The 21,512-nt window shown below is 37.5% G+C and carries 24 protein-coding genes and 1 pseudogene; 18 read left to right on the forward strand and 7 right to left on the reverse strand.

What is annotated here, in order from left to right; translation table 11 throughout:
- Positions 1-54 precede the first annotated feature (54 nt).
- A complete protein-coding gene (locus V7121_RS12140; RefSeq protein ID WP_335546696.1) occupies positions 55-1,851 on the reverse strand; it encodes a M3 family oligoendopeptidase in 1,797 nt (598 codons plus the stop codon).
- A 179-nt stretch (positions 1,852-2,030) separates the two neighbouring features.
- Here V7121_RS12140 and V7121_RS12145 point away from each other — a divergent pair, with 179 nt between their 5' ends.
- On the forward strand, positions 2,031-2,711 hold the full coding sequence (locus tag V7121_RS12145; RefSeq protein WP_335496555.1) for a response regulator transcription factor: 681 nt from the start codon (positions 2,031-2,033) through the stop codon (positions 2,709-2,711).
- Positions 2,712-2,747: 36 nt separating this feature from the next.
- Positions 2,748-3,719 carry a F510_1955 family glycosylhydrolase gene (locus tag V7121_RS12150; RefSeq protein ID WP_335496554.1) on the forward strand — a complete coding sequence of 324 codons (972 nt, stop codon included), beginning with the start codon at positions 2,748-2,750 and terminating at the stop codon, positions 3,717-3,719.
- A gap of 20 nt (positions 3,720-3,739) precedes the next feature.
- Here the strand turns inward: V7121_RS12150 and sigK are convergent, their stop codons facing one another.
- The gene (gene sigK / locus V7121_RS12155; protein WP_335496551.1) at positions 3,740-4,453 is read right to left on the reverse strand and encodes an RNA polymerase sporulation sigma factor SigK; all 714 of its coding nucleotides are present in this window, start codon (positions 4,451-4,453) and stop codon (positions 3,740-3,742) included.
- 259 nt (positions 4,454-4,712) lie between these two features.
- On the reverse strand, positions 4,713-5,252 hold the full coding sequence (gene pssA / locus V7121_RS12160; RefSeq protein ID WP_335496549.1) for a CDP-diacylglycerol--serine O-phosphatidyltransferase: 540 nt from the start codon (positions 5,250-5,252) through the stop codon (positions 4,713-4,715).
- A gap of 128 nt (positions 5,253-5,380) precedes the next feature.
- Between pssA and V7121_RS12165 the strand changes: the two genes are divergently transcribed.
- Positions 5,381-6,163: a phosphatidylserine decarboxylase gene (locus V7121_RS12165; RefSeq protein WP_335496546.1), complete on the forward strand. Its 783-nt coding sequence runs from the start codon at positions 5,381-5,383 to the stop codon at positions 6,161-6,163.
- Positions 6,164-6,231: 68 nt separating this feature from the next.
- On the opposite strand, the gene V7121_RS12170 is transcribed toward V7121_RS12165, so the two are convergent.
- Positions 6,232-6,372 (reverse strand): sporulation histidine kinase inhibitor Sda, encoded by a 141-nt coding sequence (locus tag V7121_RS12170; protein ID WP_335496543.1) that lies wholly within the window; start codon positions 6,370-6,372, stop codon positions 6,232-6,234.
- A 468-nt stretch (positions 6,373-6,840) separates the two neighbouring features.
- On the opposite strand from V7121_RS12170, the gene V7121_RS12175 reads away from it, so the two are divergent.
- The 8 genes from V7121_RS12175 to V7121_RS12210 are packed head-to-tail and all read left to right on the forward strand — an operon-like array spanning position 6,841 to position 11,886.
- Positions 6,841-7,356 (forward strand): YqeG family HAD IIIA-type phosphatase, encoded by a 516-nt coding sequence (locus V7121_RS12175; protein ID WP_335496542.1) that lies wholly within the window; start codon positions 6,841-6,843, stop codon positions 7,354-7,356.
- Positions 7,357-7,359: 3 nt separating this feature from the next.
- The gene (gene yqeH / locus V7121_RS12180; RefSeq protein ID WP_335496540.1) at positions 7,360-8,466 is read left to right on the forward strand and encodes a ribosome biogenesis GTPase YqeH; all 1,107 of its coding nucleotides are present in this window, start codon (positions 7,360-7,362) and stop codon (positions 8,464-8,466) included.
- A gap of 31 nt (positions 8,467-8,497) precedes the next feature.
- On the forward strand, positions 8,498-9,337 hold the full coding sequence (gene aroE, locus V7121_RS12185) for a shikimate dehydrogenase (RefSeq protein ID WP_335496538.1): 840 nt from the start codon (positions 8,498-8,500) through the stop codon (positions 9,335-9,337).
- The gene (yhbY, locus tag V7121_RS12190) at positions 9,331-9,621 is read left to right on the forward strand and encodes a ribosome assembly RNA-binding protein YhbY (RefSeq protein ID WP_335496535.1); all 291 of its coding nucleotides are present in this window, start codon (positions 9,331-9,333) and stop codon (positions 9,619-9,621) included. The genes aroE and yhbY overlap by 7 nt, the downstream gene beginning before the upstream one ends.
- Before the next feature lie 24 nt (positions 9,622-9,645).
- A complete protein-coding gene (locus V7121_RS12195; protein ID WP_335496533.1) occupies positions 9,646-10,215 on the forward strand; it encodes a nicotinate-nucleotide adenylyltransferase in 570 nt (189 codons plus the stop codon).
- Entirely contained in the window at positions 10,205-10,771 is a 567-nt protein-coding gene (yqeK, locus tag V7121_RS12200) for a bis(5'-nucleosyl)-tetraphosphatase (symmetrical) YqeK (protein ID WP_335496531.1), read from the forward strand. The genes V7121_RS12195 and yqeK overlap by 11 nt, the downstream gene beginning before the upstream one ends.
- 3 nt (positions 10,772-10,774) lie before the next feature.
- Positions 10,775-11,131, forward strand: a complete 357-nt coding sequence (rsfS, locus tag V7121_RS12205; protein ID WP_335496529.1) for a ribosome silencing factor — start codon at positions 10,775-10,777, stop codon at positions 11,129-11,131.
- The gene (locus tag V7121_RS12210) at positions 11,128-11,886 is read left to right on the forward strand and encodes a class I SAM-dependent DNA methyltransferase (protein WP_335496527.1); all 759 of its coding nucleotides are present in this window, start codon (positions 11,128-11,130) and stop codon (positions 11,884-11,886) included. Before rsfS ends, V7121_RS12210 begins: the two co-directional genes overlap by 4 nt.
- 56 nt (positions 11,887-11,942) lie before the next feature.
- Here the strand turns inward: V7121_RS12210 and comER are convergent, their stop codons facing one another.
- Complete coding sequence (gene comER, locus V7121_RS12215; protein ID WP_335546697.1) at positions 11,943-12,767, reverse strand: late competence protein ComER; 825 nt, start codon at positions 12,765-12,767, stop codon at positions 11,943-11,945.
- A 98-nt stretch (positions 12,768-12,865) separates the two neighbouring features.
- Between comER and V7121_RS12220 the strand changes: the two genes are divergently transcribed.
- The 3 genes and pseudogenes from V7121_RS12220 (at position 12,866) to V7121_RS12230 (ending at position 16,421) form a co-directional block, all read left to right on the forward strand.
- On the forward strand, positions 12,866-13,486 hold the full coding sequence (locus tag V7121_RS12220) for a helix-hairpin-helix domain-containing protein (protein ID WP_335496524.1): 621 nt from the start codon (positions 12,866-12,868) through the stop codon (positions 13,484-13,486).
- Between the two features lie 76 nt (positions 13,487-13,562).
- Positions 13,563-14,009 (forward strand): annotated as a pseudogene (locus V7121_RS12225) (ComE operon protein 2); the annotation flags it as partial.
- Positions 14,010-14,093: 84 nt separating this feature from the next.
- A complete protein-coding gene (locus V7121_RS12230) occupies positions 14,094-16,421 on the forward strand; it encodes a DNA internalization-related competence protein ComEC/Rec2 (protein WP_335546699.1) in 2,328 nt (775 codons plus the stop codon).
- A 73-nt stretch (positions 16,422-16,494) separates the two neighbouring features.
- Here V7121_RS12230 and V7121_RS12235 read toward each other — a convergent pair whose 3' ends face one another.
- Positions 16,495-16,629 carry a YqzM family protein gene (locus tag V7121_RS12235; RefSeq protein WP_026563518.1) on the reverse strand — a complete coding sequence of 45 codons (135 nt, stop codon included), beginning with the start codon at positions 16,627-16,629 and terminating at the stop codon, positions 16,495-16,497.
- A 295-nt stretch (positions 16,630-16,924) separates the two neighbouring features.
- On the opposite strand from V7121_RS12235, the gene holA reads away from it, so the two are divergent.
- Positions 16,925-17,941: a DNA polymerase III subunit delta gene (holA, locus tag V7121_RS12240; RefSeq protein ID WP_335496519.1), complete on the forward strand. Its 1,017-nt coding sequence runs from the start codon at positions 16,925-16,927 to the stop codon at positions 17,939-17,941.
- Positions 17,942-17,986: 45 nt separating this feature from the next.
- On the opposite strand, the gene rpsT is transcribed toward holA, so the two are convergent.
- Positions 17,987-18,247 carry a 30S ribosomal protein S20 gene (gene rpsT / locus V7121_RS12245; protein WP_335496517.1) on the reverse strand — a complete coding sequence of 87 codons (261 nt, stop codon included), beginning with the start codon at positions 18,245-18,247 and terminating at the stop codon, positions 17,987-17,989.
- Between the two features lie 291 nt (positions 18,248-18,538).
- Between rpsT and gpr the strand changes: the two genes are divergently transcribed.
- The 3 genes from gpr (at position 18,539) to V7121_RS12260 (ending at position 21,336) form a co-directional block, all read left to right on the forward strand.
- Entirely contained in the window at positions 18,539-19,663 is a 1,125-nt protein-coding gene (gpr, locus tag V7121_RS12250) for a GPR endopeptidase (RefSeq protein ID WP_335496515.1), read from the forward strand.
- 124 nt (positions 19,664-19,787) lie between these two features.
- Positions 19,788-20,990 (forward strand): stage II sporulation protein P, encoded by a 1,203-nt coding sequence (gene spoIIP, locus V7121_RS12255; RefSeq protein ID WP_335496513.1) that lies wholly within the window; start codon positions 19,788-19,790, stop codon positions 20,988-20,990.
- A gap of 19 nt (positions 20,991-21,009) precedes the next feature.
- Positions 21,010-21,336 (forward strand): YqxA family protein, encoded by a 327-nt coding sequence (locus tag V7121_RS12260; protein WP_335496510.1) that lies wholly within the window; start codon positions 21,010-21,012, stop codon positions 21,334-21,336.
- The last annotated feature ends 176 nt before the right edge of the window (positions 21,337-21,512 follow it).

Below are 21,512 nucleotides of genomic sequence, written 5' to 3' on the forward strand. Positions count from 1 at the left end.
TTATCTCAGTTGGAGCGCTCCAGCCCATACGCCGCTGAACAGGGCGCTTCCGCTTTATTTGTCTGTCAACTCCAAGAATTCTTCAATATCATCGAGACAAATTCTTACAGCTTTTTCCCAAAAGTCTGGTTTTGTTAGGTCGACTTGCAAATGTTTCTTTGCAAGGTCTTCCACGGACATGGAGGCTGTATCTCTTAACAACCTAATGTACTTCTCTTCATAGCCTTTGCCTTCCTCGAGAGCCTGTGCGTAGATGCCAAGTGAAAATAGAAAACCAAAGGTATAAGGGAAATTATAGAATGGAACTCCGGTAATAAAGAAGTGCAGTTTCGAAGCCCAGAATAATGGATGGTACTCTTCTAAAGCATCATTATAGGCTTCTTTTTGTGCCTCAAGCATTAATTCATTCAAACGCTCCACCGCTACGGGCCCTTGTTTTCTTTCGTCATAAAACCGTGTTTCAAACAAGAAGCGGGCATGGATATTCATCAATAGAGCAACCGTTCTTTGGATCTTGTCATCCAACAGAACTAGCTTTTCTTCTTCATTTTTAGCGTTCTTCACTGCTGCATCCGCCACAATCATTTCAGCAAAGGTGGAGGCCGTTTCAGCGACATTCATCGCATAGTTGCGATTCAAATGATGAACACCCTTCATTGCAAATGTATGGAACCCATGACCAAGTTCGTGTGCTAATGTTGAAACATTGGACGGTGTTCCTGAATATGTCATGAAAATGCGCGATTGATTACTTTCTGGAAAGAAAGTACAGAAGCCACCAGGTGCTTTACCAGGACGATCTTCTCCTTCAATCCATTGTGCCTCAAATGCCTTACGGGCAAAGGAAGCCATTTTCTCTCCAAAAATAGCGAAGTTCTGTTCAATAAATTTTGCACCCTCTTGATAAGGAACTTTTGATGCCGTTTTTCCATAAGGCGCATCTAAATCATACCAACTCAATTTTTCAAGGCCTAAAAGTGACGCCTTTCTTTCTAGATACTTCAAGAGCATTTGCTTATTTTCCGAAATGACCGCCCACATGGTGTCTAGTGTTCCTCGTTCCATACGGTTGATGCTAAGCGGCTCTTTTAAAACATCTTCCCAGCCTCTTTTTTGATATACGTTTAATCGAAAACCGGAAAGATGATTAAGAGTTTTGGCTAGAATATCAGCCTGTTCCCCCCATGCCTTTTCCCAATTCTCAAAAATCTCTGCACGAACATTCCTATCAGGGCTTGAAAATTTGTTAAATGCCTGGCCGACAGACAGCTGTTTCGCTTCGCCGTTTTCGTTAAAAGAGATCTTTATTTTTCCAACGATTAAATCATACAGCTGGCCCCAACTATGGTACCCGTCCACACCAAGAGCACTAATTAAGGCTTCCTCTTCCTTTGAGAGCTTATCTTTTGCACGTTCACGCCGTTCCGTTAATATGTATGATAGTTCATTTAAGTGTTTACCAGCTAACAGCTTCGTCCACACTTCATCTGAAATAGCAGTCAAGGAACTGTCAAATTTACTAAGTGCTGTCTGGAAAGCAGCACTTAAGCTTGTAACTCTTGCTTCCAAAATAGTGGCTTTCTTATCCTCGGTATTTTGGGCTTGCAAACATCCAACAAAGGCACCAGCCTGACGCAGCTTTTTTGCAGCTTGCTCAAAGTCTTCAAGCAACTTTATAAGTTGTTTTGAATCCTCAATAGAATTGAGTGGTGTCCAATTGTTCACGTTAGTTTGGAAAGCCTCAATTAATTCTGAGGTAAGGTTTAAGTGGTCTGTAAATTCTTTGGACTCACTGCCCCCATTAAAAATTACGTCCAGGTCCCAAACATCTAAATATGGAGTGGCTGTCATTCCTATCTACCCCCTTTTTGTATGTACGTCATTATTATATAGATATCATTCGAAAAATTCTATATACTACGCTTTCCGAAAGATAAATTGTACTGTAATTCATGACATAAATTTTCATATTTCTCCTGGAGGATGTAGTATAATGTAACTCTAGATTTATATTTGCAGGAGTGGAAATAGTGAAAAAAATACTGCTCATTGACGATGAACCAAGAATGTTAGATTTACTATCCCTTTATTTAACTCCCATGGGGTATCACTGTGTAAAAATGACCTCTGCATTAAACGCAATTCGTTATTTGGAAGAGGAGAAAGCAGATCTAATCCTATTAGATGTGATGATGCCAGAAATGGATGGGTGGGAAGCTTGTACGCTTATTCGAAAAAACTGGGACATTCCAATCATCATGCTTACCGCACGAAGTGAAAAAATTGATATTGTAAAGGGTTTAAAAATAGGTGCCGATGATTATATATCAAAACCATTTGATGAAGAGGAGTTACTAGCGCGGATTGATGCCGTATTAAGAAGAAAAACAGGCCAATCAGGATTAATTGACTTTAATGGATTAACATTGAACGAAGATTCTTTTGATGTTTCTTTTAAGAATCAGCATATCCCAATGACACCTAAAGAATTTGCATTACTGGCACTGCTGCTCAAAAACCGGAACAAAGTTTTTACCCGTGAACATCTTTTAACAACAATATGGGGATATTCAGCTCCTACTGAGGACCGGACGATTGATTCGCACGTTAGGAATTTACGAGATAAATTACGGAAAACAGAATTTCCTGTGGATGATTATTTGACAACCGTATGGGGACTAGGGTATAAGTGGATGGATAAGGATTCATAAACGAATACCTCGTAGTTTAATATGGAGGGAAATAAAGTGAAGAGAACATGGAAAGGCTTTTTTACTTTGCTGGCAGGGATTATGCTGCTTGCGTCCTCAGGCTGCAGTGGGACGAATAAAGAACAAAAGAAGCCAGTACAAGAAAAGGCAGCTAAAGTAGACTATGATATTGTTCAAGCTAACTCAATAAAAGTGGAGCAAATCCTAGGAATTGGTTACCCAGGGAATGATATTTCTTTGTATGTAGCCACAGATGATGGTATTAAAATGTATAATGGATCAAAATGGTTTGAACCCACCACGAACCAATCTGATTATATTGGCTTTCAAGCAGTTAGTGACGGCTTTATTGCTAGTGGCCATCCTCAAAAAGGTTCAGGTCTAAAGGATCCATTAGGAATTATTAAAAGTGTGAATAAGGGACAAGCCATCAGTAAATTATCTTTCTATGGTCAGTCGTTGTTTCATTTCGTGGGGGCTAGTTATTCTGGAAAAGGCCTTTATGTTATTAATGAAGAACCTAATGATAAACTAGGGCAGGGTGTAAACTATTCTCCGGATAATGGACACACATGGAAAAAAAGTGCATTAAAGGATTTTGATGCTGATTCATATGGAATGATTGCTGTTCATCCCAAGAATGGTAATATTGCTGCCATGTCGACGCGTACCGGTATTTATTACTCAACCGATAATGCGAACACGGTGAAGCGGATTACAGGTCCATTTATGGTAACGGCACTAACGTTTAGTGGTGATACGATTTTATTTTCGAGTGTTGAAAATAAGAAAGTCCTATTAAAAACACTCAATCCTGACACTGGCGAACAAAAAAATATTGCATTTCCATTTCTTGATTATGATAATCCAATTACTTATTTAGCAGTAAATCCTAAAGATCCAAAACAAATCGCCTTCACCACCTATAAGAATGATTTATATGAATCTATTGATGGCGGGATTAAATGGAATAATCCTATGATTAATGGAAAAACAGAGCTGAAATAAATCTCAGCTCTGTTTTTATGCTATTTTTTTTTCTTCTCTTTTTCTGCACGGTAGAATTCATGGAACATTTTCATTAAGGCGCGTTTCTCAATCCTGGAAACATAGCTCCTGGATATGCCTAGTTCTTTAGCAATCTCCCGTTGTGTTTTTTCCTTTTTTAAGTCCAAACCAAATCGTCCAACGATGACTTCCTTTTCACGATCATCGAGAACTTCAATGTATTTTTTTACTTTCTCAAGCTCCATGTTCAACTGAATCGTGTCAATGACATCTTCAGATTCGGATTTCAGCACATCAATTAATGATATTTCGTTTCCTTCCTTATCTTGACCAATCGGATCATGTAAGGAGACATCTTTTTTTGTTTTCTTGAGGGCCCTTAAATGCATTAATATCTCGTTCTCAATACAGCGTGCGGCATAGGTTGCTAACTTTGTGCCTTTCCCTTCTGAGTAGCTCTCAATTGCCTTGATGAGTCCAATGGTTCCAATCGAGATTAAATCTTCAGAGTCTTCCCCAGTATTTTCGAATTTCTTTACTATATGCGCGACCAATCGTAAGTTATGTTCAATTAACATATTACGCGCATGTGAATCCCCTTCTGCCATTAAACGAAGATATTTTCTTTCATCTGCAGCAGATAGGGGTTGAGGAAAAGCATTATTTTTTACATAGGAAACAAGGAATAAAAATTCTTTCATCAAATATCCGAGAGCTGTTAAGATTCCAGACATCCACATCCACCCCCGTTTTTTTTGGCTAATTAGAATTTATTTTCATAAATTCTGAACGCATAAGTGCAACATCGCCTCTGTCTTCGACTTAGTACTCGCCAGTCGGCATGTTTTCTTTAGCTAATTCGCCTATTATTAATTCCTATGAAGGAAAAGGGAAATTGTGTCTGTCCATAAACTTTTTTATTTAAGGAAACATTTATATTTAGAAAAAAATAAAACATCAATCATTGGTACGATTGATGCTCATCTGCAATAATTAGACTTTTTTCAGTTTAAATGAACTTACCATAAGGAATGATAGAATGATGATAATAAATAAGAATGATTGCGATGGAATATAAGGAATGGCTAAGAAGCTTAAGGTTGCTAAGCATCCTGCTGCAGTAATCGGTAATCCAGTAAAATATCCATTGCTTTCCGTAATATTAAAGCGTGCCAATCTGAAAGCACCACATCCAATGTAGAAAACGGTGAAAAATGAACCCGGTCCGCCAAATTCATGTAAAATTCCTTGATATAGTAATAGTGCAGGTGCTACGCCAAATGATATAATATCACTCATGGAATCTAATTGCTTTCCTAATTCCGATTCGATATTAAATTTTCGTGCGACCATGCCGTCAAACCGATCTGCTAAGGCTGCAATAAAGATTAACAGCAGGCTCAGTTGTAGATTGCCATGGAGCCCGAATACTATTGCAAATCCGCCCAATGATAAGTTTGTTAAGGTGATTACATTAGCTGTTTGTAATTTAAGTTTTTTAATTGTTTGATCAAGTACTTCCAATAAAAACATGCTCCACACCACTCCTTTTTTAAAGCTAAGAGGGAAATTAATTTCTGTAATCCATTCTATAATATTTAATATTAAGCGTTTTATGACTTTTCGTAAAGAGTATTTTTACACTATTTGGGGGTAGTACGATGATTCAAGGGCTTTATCGTCTAATGATTGAGTTAACAAATGGAAGGTGGACATCAGTTATACTAAGAAGGTTTGCTCGTTCTTCTGTCAGTCGTTTCATGATTCCATCCTTTGCGAAGATCTACCGTTTGAACCAAGCTGAAATGGAGAAGGACTTGTCAGAATACCCAACGCTTCATGATTTATTCGTTCGAACCTTAAAAAAAGAGGCAAGAGAAATCGATCAAAGTGAAGTTGCAGTTGTTAGTCCAGTTGATGCGGTTATAGAAGATGTAGGACCAATTACTGAATCGAGTGACATTCTTGTTAAAGGCAAGACGTATTCGATTGAGGAAATGCTTGGGGATTCAAAGCTGTTAGCGAAGTATTTACATGGTACATATATGATTCTTTACTTAAGCCCTAGCCATTATCACCGCATTCACAGCCCGGTTAATGGGATCGTCACTAAACAGTGGACGCTTGGTTCGAAATCATATCCAGTCAACAAGCTGGGGTTAAAATACGGGGTTCGAACTCTTGCAAAAAACTATCGAGTGATCACCGAAGTGAAAACCGATTTTGGTCATGTGGCTATTGTCAAGGTAGGGGCTATGTTTGTTAATTCAATTGAAACCACACATAAGGGATCGGAGTTGGTAAAGGGCGGAGAAATGGCGTACTTTAGTTTCGGCTCAACTGTTGTGTTGCTATTCGAAAAGGGTATCTATCAAGTCGATTCTAACATTCAAACACCGAAAGAAATTAAAGTAGGAGAAAAAATCGGTTTTTTTACGAAATAGAAAATTAAAAAATGAGAGTTATCAAAGTAAGTGGACAAAAAGAAAAGCCCTATTTGGGCTTTGATAATCTACGAAGACATTTTTATTTTATGGAATAAAGAACGTCGAAGCATTTCTGACTCAATAAGACCGATGAAATCTGGGCTGAGATTTAATTCTCTTGCTTTAAAGTATGATTCAATTAATAACTCATCTGATAGTTTCCGCACGGCAAGATTCACCTCCGATTTGAAAATAAAGTGTTCTTTTATAGGAAGTATAAACATAAAATGGTATGTTCAATTGGTGTACCCTAAATCTACCAAATTTATTCCTGTAGAACAATCGTTCCGTTTATCCACAGATTATGGTGGATAACTTGTGATTACTTTGTTTATAAAATCATGAAAAGTGTATGATTCAATGGGTATAATGTTAATAACTTTATCCACAATAGCGGGAAATGCGGAATTTGTCGAAAAGTATTTATATGTTTTTAAATTATCGCCACAAATTTGAAACATTTAACCCGCATTTATCCAGTAATATTAAAAAATCATTATTATCATGATTTGATGGATAATAAGATTACTATCAATTTAATTTTAATCTTTGAAACAAAGGTTAAAATTGGTTATGATGGTACAAGTAAAAATAGATGAAACGTAATATTTAGAAGTCAATGAGGTGTTAGCTTAGTGTTAAAACAATTTTTACCAAATGAACATGTAAAAAGCATTCTCGATATCTCCCCTGAGCAATTAAGTGCAAAAGGGATTAAAGGAATCATTACGGATTTAGATAATACGTTAGTTGAATGGGACCGTCCTAATGCAACCCCTCAATTAATAAAATGGTTTGAGGAAATTAGAAAACATAATATCCTCGTTACCATTGTTTCTAATAATAATGAAGAACGAGTCAAAGCTTTTTCAGATCCACTCAAAATTCCCTTTATTTTTAGGGCCAGAAAGCCGTTTGCAGTAGCTTTTCACAAAGCAATTTCTCAAATGGGAATTAAAAAAGAAGAAGCAGTAGTAGTTGGAGATCAGCTCCTGACAGATGTACTTGGCGGAAACAGGGGCGGGTTTCATACCATCTTGGTAGTCCCTGTTGCACAGACGGACGGCTTTTGGACAAAATTTAACCGTTTTGCTGAAAGAAGAATTTTAAATTGGTTTCGAAAAAAAGGTATGCTTCAATGGGAGGATTAATGTGTGAGTGAACATCAACATATATGTATGGGTTGTGGAGTAAGAGTTCAAACAGAAAACCCAGAAGAACTAGGATATGCACCGTCATCTGCCTTGGAAAAGGAGATGATTATTTGTCAGCGCTGTTTTCGTCTGAAGCACTACAATGAGGTTCAAGATGTTAGCTTAACTGACGATGATTTTTTAAAAATCTTAAATGAAATGGGTAAGTCTGATGCGTTAATTGTCATGATTGTAGATATATTTGATTTTAATGGCAGCTGGCTCCCTGGTTTGCACCGTTTTGTAGGCGGTAATAAAGTACTTCTTGTCGGAAACAAAGTCGATTTATTACCTAAGTCTGTGAAGCATAGCAAATTAATTCACTGGATGAAACATGAAGCGAAAGAACTTGGATTAAAGCCTGAAGATGTCTTCCTAGTAAGTGCTGCAAGAGGGTTATTTGTTCGAGAAACTGCAGCGGCCATTGATGAATATCGCAACGGTAAAGATGTCTATGTAGTGGGCTGTACGAATGTTGGGAAATCAACGTTTATCAATCGAATTATTAAAGAGGTAACTGGTGAAGCGGATGTGATTACCACTTCCCATTTTCCAGGAACGACTTTAGATATTATCAAAATCCCACTTGATGATGAAAAATCATTAATTGATTCTCCAGGTATCATCAACCATCATCAAATGGCCCATTTTGTAGATAAGAGCGATTTAAAAGTAATCACCCCTAAAAAAGAGATTAAGCCAAAAGTCTTTCAACTAAATGAGGGACAAACCCTTTTCTTTGGTGGTTTAGCTCGTTTTGATTATATTAGCGGCGGCCGCAGGTCCTTTGTTTGTTACGTTTCAAATGAATTGAATATTCACAGGACAAAAATTGAAAATGCTGATGAACTATATGAAAAACATGTGGGGGAAATGTTAACTCCTCCGCGAATGGACCAGCTAGATTCCTTTCCAGAGTTAGTAAAACAGGAGTTTATCATTAAAGAAGCTAAAACAGATATTGTATTCTCTGGCCTTGGCTGGATTACTGTCAACGAGCCTGGTGCAAAGGTAGCTGCTTATGTACCTAAAGGAGTACAAGCATTAATTCGAAAATCATTAATATAAAAAGAGTGCTTTAATGGGTGGGGGAATACGGGTGAAGAAATTATTTGCTGTTTTGGGGGATCCAATCGGACATTCAATGTCTCCGTTTATGCTTAATGATTTATTTTCCTTTTATAACATGGATTCCGTTTATTTACCATTTCATGTGAAGGGTGAGAATTTACATGATGCTGTCAAGGGTTTAAAAGCGGTGGGAGTCGGTGGATTTAATGTAACAGTACCACATAAGAGCAACATTATTCCCTTTCTGGATGGTATAGATGAATTAGCCGCAAATATCGGAGCGGTCAATACGGTTGTGAATGAGAATGGTCAGTTAATTGGCTATAACACTGATGGTCCAGGTTTTCTAAAAGGGTTAACTTCTTTAGTGCCTAAAATTGCTGATCAAAAGGTTCTTATTATCGGTGCAGGCGGTGCTGCAAGAGCGATCTACTTTACATTAGCAAAGGAAAACCCTCGTAAATTAGACATTGCAAATCGAACGATCGAGAGGGCGGTTTCTCTAATCAACGAATGCCCCTATTCCGTTTCCTCTAGTGCTTGTTCGTTTGATGAGGCGTACGAATTATTGGGGGAATATGATTTAGTTATTCAAACCACAATGATCGGTATGTCCCCGAAAATTTATGAGCAGCCAATCGCTCTAAATAATTTAAGGAAACAGTCAGTCTTTTGTGATATAATCTACAATCCGATTGAAACACAAATCTTAAAAGAGGCACGTCTTAATGGAGCAAGCATCCAGAACGGAATAGATATGTTTGTATATCAAGGAGCACTAGCTTTTGAAAAATGGACAGGAATTTTCCCGGATGTAAACAGAATGAGAGATAATGTGCTAAAACAACTAGGAGGAAAAACATGTTAACAGGCAAGCAAAAAAGATTTTTACGTTCAAAAGCTCACCACTTAGATCCTATTTTTCAGGTAGGTAAAGGCGGAGTCAACGAAAATATGATTAAGCAAATAGCTGATGCTCTCGAAGCAAGGGAGCTTTTTAAAATCAGTGTTCTGCAAAACTGTGAAGAAGATAAAACAGTCGTTGCGGAACAGTTAGCAGAGGGAACTGGTGCGGATATTGTTCAATTAATCGGAAATACCATCGTCCTTTATAAAGAGTCTGTAGAAAAGAAAACAATCAAGCTTCCATAATTGGAAGTATAAGGAGTCGAGCGCATGAAGAAGGTGGGAATATTGGGAGGAACCTTTGATCCTCCGCATTACGGACATCTTTTAATTGCAAATGAGGTTCTCTCCACCCTTCAACTGGATGAAATTTGGTTTATGCCAAACCAAGAGCCTCCCCATAAGAAAAAGTCGGAGTCGATTAAAAATGAAGACCGATTGAATATGCTCGAACTAGCCATCCAAGGTAATGCTGCATTTAGAGTCGAAACCATTGAATTTCATCGGCAAGGACCTTCTTATACTGTCGATACGATGAAAATGATTAATGACCTCTATCCTGCTCATCAATTCTATTTCATAATTGGGGCGGACATGATTGAGTACCTGCCAAAATGGCATAAAATTGACGAACTGGTTAACCTAGTTGAATTTGTAGGTGTTGAAAGACCCAAGTATAGTAATCAAACCGATTACCCTATCCTTTACGTGGATGTACCTGCGTTTGATCTATCCTCAAGTATGATACGGGATAGGGTAAATAACGGAAGGACGGTTCGATATCTACTGCCTGACCCAGTCATTCAATATATTGAGGAGAAGCATTTATATGGAACGTGAAGCGGCATTAAAACTTGTTAAAGAACAATTAACAGACCATCGCTATCAGCATACTTTAGGTGTTATGGAGACAGCTATTTCTCTTGCAAAGCAGTACGGCGGAGATGTACACAAGGCTGAGCTAGCTGCTATTTTTCATGATTATGCGAAATTTCGTCCGAAAGAGGAGATGAGTGAAATCATTTCCAATCAAGGATTTCCCAAGGATTTGCTTCATTTTAATTCGGAATTGTGGCATGCACCTGCTGGGATGTATTTAGTGGAAAAGGAAGCAGGTATTAGGGATCCGGAGGTGCTAGATGCTATTCGCTATCATACTTCTGGTAGGCCGGCGATGACACTAATGGAAAAAATTATCTATCTGGCTGATTACATTGAACCGGGCCGCCACTTTCCAGGTGTGGATGAAGTAAGAGCAGTGGCCAAAGAGAGTTTAGATCAAGCATTAATAATGGCAATCAAAAATACCATTATCTTCTTAATGAAAAAGAATCAAACTGTATACCCTGATACATTCTATACGTACAATGATCTAATAAAAAAACTGGAGGATTGATTAATGGATAATCAAGAGCTACTTAAAATTGCTGTAAAAGCTGCAGATGACAAACGAGCAGAAGATATTCTTGCTTTAAATATGAAAGGAATTTCCCTTATTGCAGATTATTTTATCATTTGTCATGGTAATTCGGATAAACAAGTTCAAGCAATAGCAAGGGAAATGAAAGAAAAAGCACAAGAAAATGGATATGAAGTCAAGAGAATTGAAGGCTTTGATGAAGCAAGATGGGTTCTGATTGACTTAGGCGATGTGGTTGCCCACGTATTTCATCGTGATGAAAGAAGTTATTACAAGTTGGAGCGGTTATGGGGCGATGCACCAATGGAAGATATTCATAGTGAGTTAAATACATGAGTTATCAACAATTCGCATACCTCTATGATGAGCTAATGAAGGATGCACCCTATAAGGAATGGGTCCAGTTTGTCAAAGATCGATGCGCGAAATTTAATGTGTCTGGCACTCGTTTACTTGATTTGGCTTGTGGCACCGGCGAACTGTCCGTCAGGTTAGCCCAAGATGGATTTTCAGTAACGGGTGTCGACTTATCTGAGGATATGTTAGCGGTAGCGCAGGCAAAAGCCGAAGATGTAGGGATTAGAATTCCGTTTTTTCAGCAAAACATGGCTCACTTGGAAGGTCAGGCAGAGTTTGATGTGATAAGTATTTTATGTGACTCGTTAAATTATCTGCAAACAGAGGAAGACGTAAAGGCTACATTTTTAAATGTCTTTCAACATTTGACTGATGAAGGAATTTTTATATTTGATGTCCATTCCATTTATAAAATAGACCATCTATTTATTAATCAAACCTACGCTTCCAGTGAAGAAGTAGTTTCCTTTATCTGGAATAGCTTTGCAGGGGAAACTCCAAATAGTGTTGAACATGAGCTGAGTTTTTTCGTGTTGGACGAAGGGACGGGAAAGTACGAACGCTACGATGAACTGCATTTTCAACGTACATATTCAATTAAGCAATACTCAAACTGGTTAATGGAAGCTGGTTTTGACCTCCTGGAAGTCAGCGCAGATTTTGAAAGCTCTGAACCTCACTCCCAATCAGAGAGGATTTTTTTTGTTGTAAGAAAAAATAAAAAGGCCATCTAAAAAAAAGATGGCTTTTTTAAATGAAAAAAAAGGAATAATGTCAGTTAATGACGAAATTAATAATTAGAGAATTGTGATTCCACTTTATCAAGATCTTCTTTAAATTTTGCTTGTGTAGCCTGGAAGATATGTTCAAAGACGTCCCCGAGTTCATTATCTAGTACTTTAATTCCTTCACCAGTAATCCCGCCTTTTACACATACCTTTTCTTGTAATGTCGCTAAGGTATAATGCCCTTGCTTTAATAATTCACCTAAACCAACTATCATTTCACTAGCCATAATCGTAGCTTTCTTTTCATCAATTTTTGTCTCTTTTACTGCTGCTTTGATAAAACTCTGAAGCAGGTAGCTAAAGAAGGCAGGGCCACAGCTAACGATATCAGAGGCAGCTCTGGTTATACTTTCGTCAATATGGACTGGAACCGAAATTTTAGTAATTAATTCCTCGATTTTTGCTTTCCATACATCACTACAATTTTCACCATAGGTAATTAAAGACACCCCAGCTAATGCTCGATTGGTTATACTTGGGATTACTCTTGCGGTCGAACAAAGAATCTTTTTTTCAATTTGGCTTGTACTGATAGGACTCGTTATTGATATCAAACATTTTTCTGGGCTTAAATGCAATTTCATTTCATCTAAGATTTTATATACATCTAAAGGTTTGACACAAACAAATACCAAGTCGGACTCTAGCGCGACTTCTCTTGGAGTGGATTTAACCTTAATATCCCTATATCTATCCTTAAGTAATAAGGCTTTTGATTTTGTTCTGTTAGTTATGATCATCGATGCGGGGGAAATTGCTTTTCCTTCAATTAGGGCTTCAACCAACATCCTCCCCATATTACCTGTACCGATAATACCTATATTCATTGTTCCGACCCTCCTCGCATGCAATATTCTTTTATAACCATATGAAGTCAGAAAGTGAAATATACCTTTAGAAAGGAACGATTAAGGTGAAAGACTGGTTGATTGAACATAAGATTTCAGTAGTTATTGGTGCTTTTATTGCAATAAGTGGTTTTTATTATTTTTATGTCAGTGATTATGGTAAACCGTCCCCCGTCAATACCCTAAGTCTTGAAGAAAAGATTCAAACAGATGAAAATGGTATAGAAAATACCCAACCCGATAAACAGCCCGAACTTCCCGCAAAAATAATGGTCGATTTGAAGGGCCAAATCAAACAACCAGGAGTATATCAAGCGAATACAGATGAAAGAGTGATTGATGTAATAAGCCGAGCTGGGGGTTTAACCGATAAAGCTGATCAGGGGCAGGTGAATTTCGCGGAGCATGTCAAGGATGAAATGATTATTTACATACCTGCAAAGGGCGAGACAGCACCGATTTCATTTGGAGGCACCCCCTCTTCATCTGTAGGCGATCAAAAGACAGCGAAAATTAACATTAATAAGGCCGATGAGACAGAACTGCAAAATCTTCCTGGCATCGGTCCAGCTAAAGCAGCAGCCATCGTAGAATACAGAAATACAAGCGGTCCATTTAAAGTTGTTGAAGATTTAAAGAATATAAGTGGGATCGGAGATAAAACCTTCGAAAAATTAAAAGATTTAATCTCTATTTAGAAAAACAATAATTGACCTACTAGGACAAGGGTGATTAAACTTGTAGAAGAAGAGTATACAAAAAGGAGTGGGAGAAATGGAGAGAATTTCATGGGATCAATATTTTATGGCACAAAGCCATTTGCTCGCACTGAGAAGCACATGTACACGGCTGACAGTCGGTGCTACTATCGTTAGAGATAAACGTATTATTGCTGGCGGCTATAACGGTTCGATAACGGGTGGCGACCATTGTATTGATAAAGGCTGTTACGTGATCGACAATCATTGTGTTAGGACGATCCATGCCGAAATAAATGCCTTGCTTCAATGTGCTAAATTTGGGGTACCGACAGCTAATGCGGAAATTTATGTTACTCATTTTCCTTGTCTACAATGTTGTAAAGCAATAATCCAAGCTGGAATTAAAACAGTTTATTATGCTGAGGATTATAAAAACCATCCTTATTCTATTGAACTTTTCCACCAGGCAAACGTTTCTATTGAAAAGGTTGCACTAAATGAGTCAGTGATTGATCTACGTAAGGTTTCACAATAATTTTTCCAACCAGAAGCCGGCTTATGCCGGCTCTTCCTCTTAAAAAATCCCTTAAACTGGAGAAAACAAATGAATGGAAAATATTTTTATTATGCTATTGCCGCCTTATTCGGAGTACTAAGTTCTCTCGTTAATTTCTTCCCTTTCTTCTTCTTACAACTCCTTTTCTTATATTTTCTATTTAATTACAAAAGATTTACTACAACACAGTTATGGAGTATTGCAGGATGTTTTATAATCTTCTTATGGATCGGTCATCATTCCGCCTCAAACAATTTCACTGTTATCCCCGCGTCCACTTCAACCTTCTATTTGCAGTATACGCAAGACCCAAAAATCGACGGTGACTTATTTCAAGTGAAGGCTACTGAACAACAATATAAAGAGAAAGTTCTAGTACGCTACAAAATTCAATCCGAACTGGAAAAAGAGGGGTTAAAAACGAAAAAATATTATCAATATTTATGCCGAGTGTCAGGTACTTTAGAAAAACCAAAAATCGCCAAAAACCCCAATGCATTTCATTATCGAAATTATTTAGCTAGGAAGCAGATTTTTTGGATTATTGAAATTCAAGAAAATCCTCTGCAAAATTGTGCCCCGCAAAAACCCTCACCATTGGTCATATTTAAACAACTTCGATACACTGGCATTAAATATCTTGAATCCCACTTTCCCGTCGAAATTGCCGCCTTATCGGCCGCATTAATATTTGGTGATCAAAATTTATTTGACCCAGATGTATTATCAGCTTACCAAAAAACGGGCCTTGTCCATTTACTTGCGATTTCTGGGCTCCATGTTTCCTTGCTAATCGCAATGGTTTTTTATTTAGGCATTAGGTCTGGACTCACAAAACAATCGATGATAAACATACTGTTGGTCCTTCTTCCGATTTATGTCATACTGACTGGAGCATCGCCATCTGTTAATCGCTCAGTAATGATGATATTTCTTGTCCTCCTCACAGTAAAGTGGCAAGCAAGGCTGAAGCTGCTTCCACTTGATGCCATTAGTTTAGCTTTTAACATCTATTTGTTTATTAGTCCAATGGTGATTTTTGATGCGGGCTTTCAGCTGTCCTTTTCCGTAAGTCTGGTCATCATTTTGTCTGCACCCTATATTCTCCAGAGTTATCAAAGAAATATAACCCGAATGCTTGTGACCTCATTGGCTGCCCAGTTAGCAGCACTTCCTTTCCTGCTCTATCATTATTTTGAAGCTTCATTTATTGGTCTTTTCGCCAACATGGTCTATATTCCACTATTTTCATTTGTCTATCTTCCAGGTTTATATCTTTTGTTTTTCATTCAGTTTATTTTTGGAAAAACACCTTTGATCGTAACTAAACTTTTTTTAACCATCATTAGTCTTGCCAACCAATTTATCGATTATCTGGCTGATATCTCATTTTTTCATTTCATACCAGGACGGCCAAATTTGGTGCTACTCATAGATTATATTTTCCTGTTACTAGCTATATTTAATCTTTGGGAAGCAAGAACTTATTCCAGAAAAAGAATTTACCTATTTATTTTCAGTGGATTGTTAATGTTTTCTCAACTCAGTTGGAATTGGCTTGATCCTTATGGGGAGGTAACAATGATCGATGTTGGACAAGGGGATAGTATTCTAATCCGGTTTCCTCATGGAAAAGGAACGTATCTCATTGATACAGGGGGAACAGTAAATTTTGGTGAAGAAAAATGGAGAGAACGGGCAAAAGAATTTGAAGTGGGTCGGGATGTGGTAGTTCCATTTTTAAAAGGAAAAGGAATTACCAAAATTGATAAACTCATTTTAACGCATGGGGATATGGACCATATCGGCGGGACATTTTCAATAATGAAAGAGCTGAAGGTAAAACAAATTCTGATGCCTTCCGTTGCTGAACCCTCGACAACTGAGCTTAATATTATTAAGGAGGCGAAGAAGCAGAAAATTCCAGTCTTAAAAGTGTCTGCTCAAGATCATTGGTCGAATGAAGAGAGTCCATTTTATATCCTTTCACCTGAAAAAAATTATGCTGGGGAAAGAAATGGCGGATCGATTGCTTTTATTGCTCAAATAGGTGGAGCAAGTTGGTTTTTTGGAGGGGACCTAGATCAAGAAGGAGAAGAGAAAATTATAAAAAAATATCCTCATTTACAGATTGATGTATTAAAAGCGGGACACCATGGCAGTAAAACTTCCAGTGCCGAATCTTTTATTAAGCAAATTAGCCCGAAAATAGCATTAATTTCAGCAGGGGAAAATAATCGTTTTGGTCATCCACATCAAGAGGTGCTGGATAGGTTAGCAAAAACGAAGACAATTATTTATCGTACAGACCTGCAAGGAGCAATCACCTATAAATTTTATCATGGAAATGGAACCTTTTTGCCGTACATACCATAGGATAGAGCATCACAAAAATAATAAAAAGACTGCAGCAATGCAGTCTTCTAGCTTACACATATGTAGCCAAACATTACGAACCGATTACCTTAATGACTGTTGCAACAATAAACATAATAGCAAAAAAACCAAATGAAACCCCAAATCCTACCCCAGAATCAATTGCGTCGTTTCGCTTACTTTGCACATCTTTTTCAAATTCGTTCACTGTCTACCCCTCCTATTTCACAATATAGTATAAGTCATTATCGAAAAAAAATCCAGCATACTTCAAATTGCTTTCCTTAACTGACAAGAGTTGTCAAAATAGTTCGACCGCCAAACGGCTACACTATAATTACTTAAGGAACTCCGCCAGACAATAGAATATCCTAGGGCTTCTATTGCAGGCGTTCATTATAGATTGGGAATTAGCACCTTGCTAATTCCCTTTAAAAATACTTGTCAAAATGTCCAAGCTTCTTTACCATAGGATTGAATGGAAAGAAGGAGAGCGCTGACAGATGGTAATGGGTAGTTGGAAAAAGATTAAAAAGAAGGAAATTGCTCCTATTTATTTATTATTTGGAACAGAGTCATTTTTAATTAATGAAACAAAGCAATTATTACTTAACCAAATTCTAACCGAAGAAGAGATGGATTTTAATTTTGCAAGTTATGATTTAGAAGAGACACCGATTGAGGCTGCTATTGAAGATGCGGAAACTTTTCCGTTCTTAGGTGAAAAAAAAGTAATCTTTTTACATAATCCTGTTTTTTTAACTGCAGAAAAATCAAAGGAAAAGGCTGTGCATAATTTAGCTAGGTTCGAAAAATATTTAAAAGAGCCGTCACCCTATTCCGTCTTAGTTATATCGGCTCCCTATGAAAAATTGGATGAACGAAAGAAAATAACAAAAGAGTTAAAAAGAACTGCCGAGGTAGTTGAAGCTAAGAAGTTAAATGAACATGATTTACGGAATTGGGTACAAGACAGGGCGAAGTACAGCGGGATTGAAATGGAACTAGATGCCATTGATCAGTTACTTGCACTAATTGGAACGAATATGTTTATGATTAGCAGTGAAATGGATAAATTAGCCTTATATGCAGCTGATGAAAGAAAAATTGATGTGACACTTGTGGAGAAGCTGGTGGCACGATCCCTAGAGCAGAATATTTTTACACTTATCGAAAAAGTAGTTCAACGAAAACTGGATGAGGCTCTACGGATTTATTATGATTTGCTAAAACAAAATGAAGAGCCGATAAAGATTTTGGCGTTGCTAGCAGGACAGTTTCGATTAATTTACCAAGTCAAGGAGCTTTCAAGAAGGGGATATGGACAACAGCAAATTGCTGGTTACCTGAGAACACACCCTTTCCGTGTCAAGCTCGCACTTGGACAAGCGAATAAATTTACAGATGAAGAATTAGCCCATTTAATCGATCTTCTAGCTGAAGCAGATTACCAAATGAAAACAGGCGGCATGAATAAATCCTTATTAATTGAAATGTTTTTATTTCATTTGAAGAAATAAAAAAACGATTCCTTTTGACGGGAATCGTTTTTTTTTACGCTTTAATTATAGCGCGTTTGTCTTTTTCATTAGACGGGATTTTTTACGAGCAGCAGCATTTTTGTGGATAAGACCTTTTGCAGCAGCCTTGTCTAATTTACTAGCAGCAGTTACTAATGCTTCTTTTGCAGCTGTAGCATCGTTAAGTGAAATCGCAGCTTCTGCTTTCTTAACAGCAGTACGAGTTGCAGATTTAACAGTTGTATTTTGAGCATTACGAGCTTCGCTTGTTTTCACACGTTTAATAGCGGATTTAATATTAGGCATTACTTTCACCTCCTACAAAGAATCGAGACACTATATGAACTCGACTTAACATTCCTAAAAAATTAATCAGAACATGAAATATTTTATCAAATCAAAGTCTATATTGCAATACTTGATTTATGAAAAGGGGAAAAGCGCCGCAAAACCTAAAATATATTTTTTACAATGAATGGACTGAAGTTAAGCAATGCTCACCCTGCTTTTATATCATTTGCATGATTTAGAACGGAAAGGGTAAAAATAGGAAATAGTTTCTATAATTTAGGAAATTCTTGATAGGAGTGAGTATAAATGAGTGAGTCAATAGATTTGAGTCAATACTCTATTCGAACGGATTTGGCGATTGAAGCAAGGGAAATGGTTATTTCCCAGCAAAGAGGAACAGTTGGAGAAGAGAAAGATCTGTCGCAAATTGAAGGAGTCATTATTAAGGAAAAAGATGTTGATGATATAAAAATTTCACTTGTTGAAGTAACCAAACAAGGTGAACAGCAGCTTGGAAAAAAGGCGGGAAGATATTTAACCGTCGAAGTTCAAGGAATCCGCCAGCAGAACACAGAGGTCCAACAAAAGGTTGAAGAGATTTTTGCTAGAGAGTTTGCTTACTTTTTAGAAGGAACGGGAATTAAAAAAACAGATTCATGCCTAGTGGTGGGTCTGGGGAATTGGAATGTAACCCCTGATGCACTTGGACCGATGGTTTGCGAAAATTTACTGGTTACAAGGCATCTTTTTCAACTTCAACCAGAGAATGTTGAAGAAGGCTTCAGGTCTGTAAGCGCACTTTCACCAGGTGTTATGGGGTTAACTGGGATCGAAACGAGCGATATTATTTTTGGGGTTGTTGAAAAAACTAAACCGGATTTTGTTATTGCTATTGACGCATTAGCCTCACGTTCAATTGAGAGGGTTAATTCAACGATTCAGATTTCTGATACAGGAATCCATCCGGGTTCAGGGGTGGGGAATAAAAGAAAAGAATTGAGCAAGGAAACTTTAGGAATCCCTGTGATTGCGATTGGGGTTCCAACGGTGGTAGATGCGGTATCAATTACAAGTGATACGATTGACTTTATCCTCAAGCATTTTGGAAAAGAGCTCAGGGAGGGTAATCGTCCTTCGAGGGCTCTTGCACCAGCTGGAATGAGCTTTGGTGAGCGCCGTAAACTGACAGACGAGGATTTACCCGAAGAAAAGCACCGAAAGACATTTTTGGGAATGATTGGCACACTAGAGGATGAAGAAAAAAGAAAGTTAATTTATGAAGTTCTATCGCCTATCGGACATAATTTAATGGTTACACCCAAAGAGGTTGATGTATTTATTGAAGATATGGCCAATTTAATTGCGAACGGATTGAATGCTTCCCTTCATAATTCTATTGACCAAGGAAATGCTGGCTACTATACCAAATAGAAACTGCGATTAGAGGCATCTTTGAAAACTACTTTTAAATGCTGCCTCTAAAAATAAACTTTGGGTTCTACCAATTCTAGTATCTTCATATCATTTACTAGAATCCGTTTTGGGAGGTGGAACCATGAAAGCTAAAAATTCAGGAACTTTTATTATGGTACAAGGGACAAGTCTACTTAAAGCCACTGGATTATTGTTACTATTTATGCTATTGATTTTCTCTATTAGTGGGTTATTAACCTCGTTAAAGCCACAATATCGACTGATGTCGTCTTCGGTTAATCAAGCAGCAACCAATGTCAATGGAGAATTGTTATATCAATTAATGGGTTGGGAAAACCACCATTTCTTATCAGTCGAACATGATTGGACGGCAACACCAAAATTAACCAACCTGGTGTTTAAACTATCAAGCAATATTAATTTAAATGATCCTCGGAGCCTCCTAGGACGAGAACTGCCTGGTTTTTATGAATTTGATGGGAAAATTCTGGTTGCAGGTGAGGGGACAAACTACACTAATATGCCAATTGAATCGGCCCCTCCTCTTGAAATAATGAAAGCGGAGCGAGAAGCATCATTGCAAAACCTAGACAGTATTGAAAATTCACCTAATGAGAATCCACCATCAACACCTGGTCAAACCACGGGTAAACGCAAGGTGGTCTATGTTTACTTCTCACATAATCGCGAGTCATACTTACCATACTTAAAAGGTGTTACCAATCCAAACCTTGCGTATCATTCGAAAATTAATGTAATGAAAATAGGAGATCATTTAAAAACGAGTCTCGAGGATAGAGGAATTGGAACCACCGTTAATACTACTGATATTCAAGCGAACCTAAATAAAAAGGGATGGAAATTTTGGAAATCCTACGATGAATCCCGCCCGGTTGTTCAAGCTGCAATGGCTTCAAACCATGATTTAGATTACCTAATTGATATTCATAGGGATTCCCAGCGGAAACCACAAACAACAGTAAGTATCAATGGTAAATCATATGCGAGATTGGCATTTATTATCGGTGGTAAAAATCCAAATTATGAAAAGAATGCCAAACTAGCAAAGTCTCTTCACGATCTTCTTCAAAAAAAGTATAAGGGCTTAAGCAGGGGTGTAATGATTAAAAATGCTGCAGGGTCTAACAGTATCTATAATCAAAACCTCTCTGAAAATGCACTTTTGATAGAATTTGGGGGAGTTGATAATACATTTGAGGAATTAAATCGTTCCGCTGACGCCCTAGCAGATGTATTTAGTGAATTTTATTGGCAAGCTGAAAAAGTAAATCAGGATATTGAACAATCAACCAAAAAACAATAGGTGTAAGGGAGCATTTTTTATGAAGATGTTCATGTTCAAAAGCTTATGCTTGGCTGCTCTCATGTTAATCTCTGTTTTAGTAGGAATGCAATTGGCGAATAATGGTATTCATAAAATGAAGGGTTATGATGATCCAAATCTTCAAAAAGCAGTCAATATAAATGAAACAAATAATGATTTACAAGCTACCTTCTTGGGGAACGATATTTCAAGTCATGATCTTGAAGCAAAACGGAAGAAGCTTGAAGAAATTAGTGCTTACAATTTTTTCTCATCAATGGGAAAGAAGATGTCTGAAGGCATATCTGGTGCTTCTGAAAAGTTAGTTCAGCTTATAACAGAATAAAATCATGATAGTGGCACCAATATGGTGCCGCTATTTTGGTATTTGAAATTTTTAGGATCTGCTAGCGATTAGGGGGTCGGAACCGGAACCATAGGCCCGCTTTTCGATTTTGATTGAATCTTGTTAATCCTATTGTTATAATTCAAAATAGTGTATATGTGCGAGTATAGTAGGAG

Origin of the sequence: Neobacillus drentensis, from assembly GCF_036962125.1 — a bacterium.
Classification (GTDB): domain Bacteria; phylum Bacillota; class Bacilli; order Bacillales; family Cytobacillaceae; genus Neobacillus; species Neobacillus drentensis_B.